This is a genomic window from Enterobacter cloacae complex sp. 6730903 (genome assembly GCF_048283985.1).
Classification (GTDB): domain Bacteria; phylum Pseudomonadota; class Gammaproteobacteria; order Enterobacterales; family Enterobacteriaceae; genus Enterobacter; species Enterobacter hormaechei_C.
Map to the genome: position 1 here is coordinate 1 of NZ_JBLVXX010000176.1, position 370 is coordinate 370.

At 41.1% G+C, this 370-nt stretch carries 1 protein-coding gene; it reads right to left on the bottom strand.

Going from position 1 to position 370, the window contains the following annotated elements; translation table 11 throughout:
- Positions 1 to 310, bottom strand: a 310-nt coding sequence (locus ACNQ0W_RS25430) for an amino acid synthesis family protein (protein ID WP_417933313.1), incomplete at its 3' end; no start/stop codon positions are given.
- Positions 311 to 370: the final 60 nt, after the last annotated feature.

A 370-nucleotide genomic window follows, 5' to 3' on the forward strand; every position in this document is an offset into this window, starting at 1 on the left:
AATGTAAGGTATGAATTAAAGCTGATGCATGCTCAAGTTCACCATTTAAGCCCACCACTGCACTTTTACCTAAAGCTTCAACAGCCTCTCCCGAACCGACTTCATCAAGAATAAGCTTGGTTAAATGCTCGCTTAAGATTGGCGCAATACGACGAATTTCCGGTGTTAGGTTTTCTACATAACCTTGCCCTGCCCACGGATTTTTAATTACCGCTGCTGCTGCCACCATTTTTAAAGGCTTGGCTGCTTCTTTGCCGCCATCTACATAAGTGGTTTCTACATGAAGTACAGTTTTACGTATGAGTTCCATTGCTCTTCCTTGCAAGTAAATTATCTTGTCATTCGTATTATGGTATACCATAATACATAC